The following is a 6,268-nucleotide window of genomic DNA, read 5'->3' as shown; positions in this document are numbered from 1 at the left end:
GCGTATCCCCAGGGTGCCTGGGGATACGCCGCTGCCGCAGCCAGCCGGGTTGATCAGTACTTGTTGATCAGTACTTGATGACCACGCGGCCGTCGATCTTGGCATGCTTCATTTCGTCGAGGACAGCATTCACTTCGGAGAGCTCCCTCGTGGAGACCGTGGGGTGGATCTTGCCCTGGGCGTAGAAGTCGAGTGCTTCTTCCAGGTCCTGCCGGGTTCCGACAATTGAGCCGCGGACCGTCAGGCCCTTGAGCACAATCTCGAAGATCGGCGCCGGGAAGTCCCCCGGCGGCAGCCCGTTGAAAACGATCGTTCCGCCGCGCCGGGCCATCCCGATGGCCTGCCCGAACGCTGACGGGTGCACTGCCGTGACCAGGACTCCATGACATCCTCCGGTTTCGCGCTGGATAACTTCGACGGGGTCTTCGTGCAGGGCGTTGACGGTCAGTTCGGCGCCGTGCTTCTTGGCCAGGGCCAACTTGTCATCGGCAATGTCCACCGCAGCGACCCGCAGCCCCATGGCGACGGCGTACTGGACAGCGATGTGCCCGAGTCCGCCGATCCCGGAGATGGTGACCCACTGGCCCGGCTTGGCCTCGGTCATCTTCAGGCCCTTGTAGACGGTCACGCCGGCGCAGAGCACGGGTGCGATTTCCACCGGGTCCGAACCGGCCGGAATGCGGGCGGCAAACCGGCTGTCGACCAGCATGTACTCGCCGAAGGAGCCGTCGACGCTGTAACCGGCGTTCTGCTGCGCCTCGCACAGGGTTTCCCAGCCAGTGCGGCAGTACTGGCAGTCGCCGCAAGCGGACCAGAGCCACGCGTTGCCGACCAAATCGCCGATGGCCAGATCGGTGACGCCTTCGCCGAGGGCGACGACCTCGCCCACGCCTTCGTGGCCGGGAATGAAGGGCGGTGACGGCTTGACCGGCCAGTCTCCCTCCGCGGCGTGCAGGTCGGTGTGGCATACGCCGGTGGTGAGGACCTTGACCAGGGCCTCTCCGCGTCCCGGCACGGGAACGGGCAGGTCCTGGATCTGAAGATCCTTGCCGAATTCGGTAACTACAGCTGCTCTCATCGTCGTCATTGTCGATATTCCTTCGTCGTTTGTAGCCGCAGCAAATAATGCGCAGGCATGAGTTTGAACGTCACTCCAGAAGCCGGGCGTGATGCCCGTTGTCCGCCGAAAGCCTCACCGGGGGTGCGGGTGAGGCCCGCGGATTGTCAGGGTGTGGATAACCCAACCATCGCTGGCACTTGTGCTGAGCAGGATGATGGCCGCTGCCTAAAGCCTAGGGAAGGGAGGGTTGCGACGAGGTTGCAGTCTTGTGAATCAGGTCACCTTGGCTGGTGAGTTCCGAGTTCGGCTTCCAGGCGCTCGATGTCGGCCACCACCCCAGCCCTCTTAGGGGAGCGGGGCGGCAGCAGCTTCAGCGCCGCCATCCGGACGGCAATGTCATCGCTCGCTTCGGGAAGTTCCGCATACTGGAGCAGGGCTTCCGCGCTGCCGTCCGTTAGGACCGCCTCCCGAAGGAGTGTGGAGACGCGCCTGCGCAGCGTCACCACACCCGGAGCCTCGGAGCGAGGCAACACCGGTCCGCGATAAATCTCCAGGGCGACTCGGTGTGCCCCGCGCTGGAGGCAACTGAGAACCTGTCCGGCGTCCGGCAGCACGTCCACGATGAGTCTGTAGGGCCGGGATTCCGGTACGGCGGCAGGATTGAACTGCTGCAGGACTTTTCTCAACCGGACCATCTCCGCCCGAAGTGTCATGGCTGGGACTTCCCCGAACAGCATGCCGCCCAGCTCCTCGCCGCTGAGACCATCCGGATGGATGCTCAGCAGGGCCAGAATCTCACTGTGCCGTGGAGACAGCGATACTGTTCTTCCTTCGATGCTGAGCAGCGCGTGGTCGCGGCCGAGCAGTTGCAGGCTGTTGCGATAGAGGCTCCGGGCCGGGCTGCCGGGAACGGTTCTGGGCCTTGCGGCGGACGCGGGCTGTCGCCGCCGTGCGAGCCGGTCGCGTTGCGCAGCGGCCAGCAGGAGACGCTCCACGTGCAGCTGCGCCTGCGCGGCCGCGACCGCAGCCTCTACGAGGGAAAGCGTGTGCGGGGCGACTGCCATCTCGGTGCCGGTGATATCCAGGACTCCGATCACGGCGCCGGTGTCTGGATCACGGAACGGCACGGCCGTGCAGCTCCACGCGTGAACGGCCCGGTTGAAATGCTCGGGACCGGAGACCTGGATGCTGCGGCCCAGCGCCAGGGCGGTTCCAGGAGCGCTCGTGCCCACGCTGGCCTCGGACCAGTCCGCGCCCTCAACGAACATCATGCCCTCGGCACGCCGGCGCAGGGCAGCGTCCCCGTCGACCCACAGGAGCCGGCCCAGCTCATCCCCGACAGCCACGAGCAACCCTTGGTCGGAACTGGGCTGAATCAGCAGCTTGTTAATCACCGGCATGATCGACGCCAGCGGATGGCCGCGACGGTACTCCTCAAGGGCTTCTCCATCGAGGAGTACCGAGGACGGCGGCATGTCAGGGTTGGCCTGCAGCCGGAGCGAACGCTTCCAGGATTCTTCAATGATTCTGCGAAGCGGACCCGTCCCGGACCTGATGCTGAGCTGCATCGATGCTGTGACACGCCTGGCAGCAGATTGCACCGGCTCGGTCGCCGGGTTTGGGGATAGCAACCGGGGACTACGCACGGTGGCTCCAGTGTCGACAAACAGAAGTGGGGTCCAAGTGGCCCCAATCACAAGGATACCGCCGCTGTATGCCTTGATCGCGGCCTGGCCCCATCACAAACTGCTGGCGGAGCCCATCTAGACGCGTCCCAGGGCGTCGATGTCCTCGAGGAACTGCTGGTGCACTTCATCGCTGACCGTTGTCCGGGTGTCCGCGATCGCGTCGAGGTAGTCCTGGGTCGAGGGGCCCTTCCGGACCGCCTCGCGGACTGAGGCGCTGCCGCTGGACGCCGCGCCGCCGTCGTCGTACACCGCCTTTTCCAGTGCCCGCTGGGAGGCGCTGCGGGCCGCGTACTCGATGTCCGCGGGGGAGAAGCCCTCGGTACGGTCCACCAGGAGCTCGACGTCGACGTCGTCCACCACGGCAACGGGGATGAAGCGCTGCCACATGGCCTCCCGGGCCTGCCGGTCCGGCAGGCCGATCGGGATGACGTAATCGAACCGGCCGTGCCGCAGGAACGCCGAATCCAGGGCGCGGATGAAGTTGGTGGCGCAGACCAGGAGCCGGCCGGGCTGCTCGCGGAAGGCGGGGATGATCTTCAGGAGCTCGTTCGTGACGCCCTGCAGGGGAGAGGGCGGTTCGCCCGAGCGCTGCGCGGCGATCTCCTCGACCTCGTCGATGAAGACCACCGCGTGCTCCAGTTCGGCGATTTCCAGGAACGTCTCGCGCAGCGCCCCGGCCAGCCCCTTCGGATCGGCGGCCAGCCGGGAGGGGAAGACCTCCACGAACGGCCACTCCAGCCGGGACGCGATCGCCTTCGCAAACGTCGTCTTGCCGGTACCGGGAGGGCCGAAAAGGACCACGGCGCGCGGCGGCACCACACCGTATTCGTCGGCGAGGTCGGCCTCCGCGAGCGGAAGGACCAGCCGGCGCTCCAGGAGTTCCTTTTCGAGGCGCATGCCTGCGACGTTCTCCCACAGGTCACGGGCCAGGATGCGGCCGCCAAGCAGGCTGAGGGGTTCCAGTTCCTGGCGCTGGACCGGGATCTTCCGTTCGAAGTAGCGCAGGTTCTTCTTCAGCGCGAAGCCGCGGCCCAGGAACGCCTCCACCCGGGTTTCGGATTCCGGCATCAGGGCCGAGAGCTTGTTGAGCCCGTGCGGTGCCATCCGGTTCTCGACCGCGGCCAGCAGCGAGGTACCGATCCCGCGGCCCCGGAATTCGGGCAACGTGGCCAGGAAGACGATCCAGCCCTGGTCGTGGGCGGCCCGTCCGACGGCGGCGCCCACCACCTGCTCGCCCTGCACCGCGACGACGGCGTGGTCCTTCTCGCAGGAGGCCAGGACCTCCGAGAGCGCGTAGACGGGCTCGACATTTGATTCCTTGAGGGACTCCCAGAGGTGCAGGATGCCGTCGAGGTCGGCCGAATGGAAATCCCTGATCCGCCAATTGGTCATGAGCTGTCTCCCGGGTGGTTCGTCGCTGAGCCATGTTGAGTCTGTCCGCTGAGCATATGCGAACCACGTGCAGGAGAGGTTGCGGGGACGTTGCGTTACGCGGACCCGGACTGCCGGGATTTTACTCCGAATCCCCGCCGGTCCCACGCACGGGTCGGTTGGCCACGAGCGGATACGGGCCGGTGAACCCGTCGCGGACGGCGGCGATCTCCAGGATGCGGTGCCGGCAGAGGCGCCAGCCGAGCATCAGCAGCGGGATGATGACCGCGAGGGAGGCGATGGTCCACGTTCCGACTGGCGAGTCGAAGGCCATGAGGACCAGCACCGCCAAGAGGAAGGCCAGGGTGATCCAGCCCGTGACGGGTGCGCCCGGCATACGAAACGCGGGCCGGAGCAGTTCTCCGCGGGCTGCGAGCCGGGCGAGCTGCATCTGGCACAGGACGATCATGGCCCAGGTGCTGATGATGCCCAGCGATGCGACGTTCAGGACGATCTCGAAGGCCTCGGCAGGGACCACGGCGTTCAGGATCACGCCCAGGACAGCCACTGCGGCAGTGAGGGCGATGCCGCCGTAGGGGACGCCGGACTTGTTCATCCGGCCGGCGAATTTCGGCGCGGAACCGGAAATGGACATCGAGCGCATGATCCGGCCGGTGGAGTAAAGGCCTGCGTTGAGCGAGGACAGCGCCGCGGTGAGGACCACGAGGTTCATGATGGCGTCCACGCCGTCGACCCCGATGGAGCCGAAGAATGTCACGAAGGGGCTTTCGCCGGCCTTGTAGGAGCTGTAGGGCAGCAGCAGGGAGAGCAGCACGAGCGAGCCGACGTAAAACACCGCGATGCGCACGATCACCGTGTTGATTGCCCGCGGCATGATCTTTTCGGGGTTTTCGGTCTCGCCGGCGGCGGTGCCGATCAGTTCGATCGAGGCGTAGGCGAACACGACGCCCTGCATCACCACGATGGCCGGCAGCAGGCCGTTGGGGAACATGCCGCCGTTGTCCGCGATGAGGCTGAAGCCGACTTCCTGCCCGGCCACGGGCGTGCCGAAGATGACGAAGTAGATGCCGACGAGCAGGAAGGACACGAGCGCCACGACCTTGATGAGCGCGAACCAGAATTCCAGCTCGCCGAACACCTTGACGCTGATCAGGTTCAGGCCCAGGACCAGGATCAGGGCGGCCAGCGCCCAGGCCCACTGCGGCACGTCCGCGATGGGCGCCCAGTACTTCTTGAAGAAGTTCATGTACAGCGCGACGGCGGTGATGTCCACGATCGCGGTCATGGCCCAGTTCAGCCAGTACAGCCAGCCGGTGACGAACGCGGCCTTCTCGCCGAAGAATTCGCGGGCGTAGGACACGAACGAGCCGGACGAGGGCCGGTGCATCACGAGTTCGCCGAGCGCGCGCAGGATCATGAAGGCGAAGAACCCGCAGACGGCATAGCTGATGATCAGGGCCGGACCGGCGGTGGCGAGCCGGCCGCCGGCGCCCATGAACAGGCCGGTGCCGATGGCGCCGCCGATCGCGATCATCTGGACCTGCCGGGGTTTCAGGCCTTTGTGGTAGCCCTGGTCCTCGGCGTGGAGCGCAGCTCCCGAGGCGTGGGCATGAGCCGGAATGGTGTGGTCGGTGACGGCGGATTGTTGCTGGGTCTGCTGTTGAGCGGGCAGTTTTTGGGCGCGGGCAGTGTCAGGAGAAGTCATGGGGGTCCTTCGGGGTTCGGAGGGGCGCTACTTGCTCAGGTTGGCCAGGCGCTGCGGGCTGAGGAGTTCGGTGAGCTGCTCGTCGGTGAGCAGGCCGTGTTCGAGCACGAGTTCCGCGACGCCTTTGCCGGTGGCGAGGGCTTCCTGGGCGATGGCCGTGGCTGTGGCGTAGCCCAGTTGCGGGTTCAGGGCGGTGACGAGGCCGATGGATTGTTCCACGGTGAGGCGGAGGTGTTCGGTGTTGGCGGTGATGCCCCGGATGCAGCGGGCCGTGAGGGTGCGGCACGCGGCTTCGAGGTGGGAGATGCTCTTGTGGAGGCTGTGGACGATGATGGGTTCGAAGGCGTTGAGCTGGAGCTGGCCGGCCTCGGCGGCCATGGTGATGGTGACGTCGTTGCCGATCACCTCGTAGGCGACCTGGCT

General features: G+C 66.2%; 4 protein-coding genes and 1 pseudogene. All 5 read right to left on the bottom strand.

The annotated features are described in order from the left end of the window. Positions 1–67 precede the first annotated feature (67 nt). Positions 68–1,078, bottom strand: coding sequence for an alcohol dehydrogenase AdhP (adhP, locus tag AC1D0A_RS21785; protein ID WP_459386049.1), 1,011 nt, complete (start codon positions 1,076–1,078; stop codon positions 68–70). A gap of 260 nt (positions 1,079–1,338) precedes the next feature. Continuing rightward, positions 1,339–2,628 (bottom strand): GAF domain-containing protein, encoded by a 1,290-nt coding sequence (locus AC1D0A_RS21780; protein WP_476946822.1) that lies wholly within the window; start codon positions 2,626–2,628, stop codon positions 1,339–1,341. Positions 2,629–2,823: 195 nt separating this feature from the next. Next, positions 2,824–4,140, bottom strand: coding sequence for an ATP-binding protein (locus AC1D0A_RS21775; protein ID WP_243178046.1), 1,317 nt, complete (start codon positions 4,138–4,140; stop codon positions 2,824–2,826). A 121-nt stretch (positions 4,141–4,261) separates the two neighbouring features. Then, positions 4,262–5,845, bottom strand: a complete 1,584-nt coding sequence (locus tag AC1D0A_RS21770) for an amino acid permease (RefSeq protein ID WP_476946821.1) — start codon at positions 5,843–5,845, stop codon at positions 4,262–4,264. 27 nt (positions 5,846–5,872) lie between these two features. Continuing rightward, positions 5,873–6,268, bottom strand: a pseudogene (aspA, locus tag AC1D0A_RS21765) (aspartate ammonia-lyase); the annotation flags it as partial.

This window comes from Arthrobacter sp. P1_D4 (assembly GCF_056406115.1).
The sequence above is the reverse complement of the archived record's forward strand: the minus strand, read 5'-3'. Positions and strand labels throughout refer to the sequence as shown.

What these genes read in the sequence shown, in the direction of transcription:
- adhP (WP_459386049.1), bottom strand. Translation starts at nt 1,078, where the DNA reads ATGAGAGCAGCTGTAGTTACCGAATTCGGCAAGGATCTTCAGATCCAG.
- AC1D0A_RS21780 (WP_476946822.1), bottom strand. Translation starts at nt 2,628, where the DNA reads ATGCAGCTCAGCATCAGGTCCGGGACGGGTCCGCTTCGCAGAATCATT.
- AC1D0A_RS21775 (WP_243178046.1), bottom strand. Translation starts at nt 4,140, where the DNA reads ATGACCAATTGGCGGATCAGGGATTTCCATTCGGCCGACCTCGACGGC.
- AC1D0A_RS21770 (WP_476946821.1), bottom strand. Translation starts at nt 5,845, where the DNA reads ATGACTTCTCCTGACACTGCCCGCGCCCAAAAACTGCCCGCTCAACAG.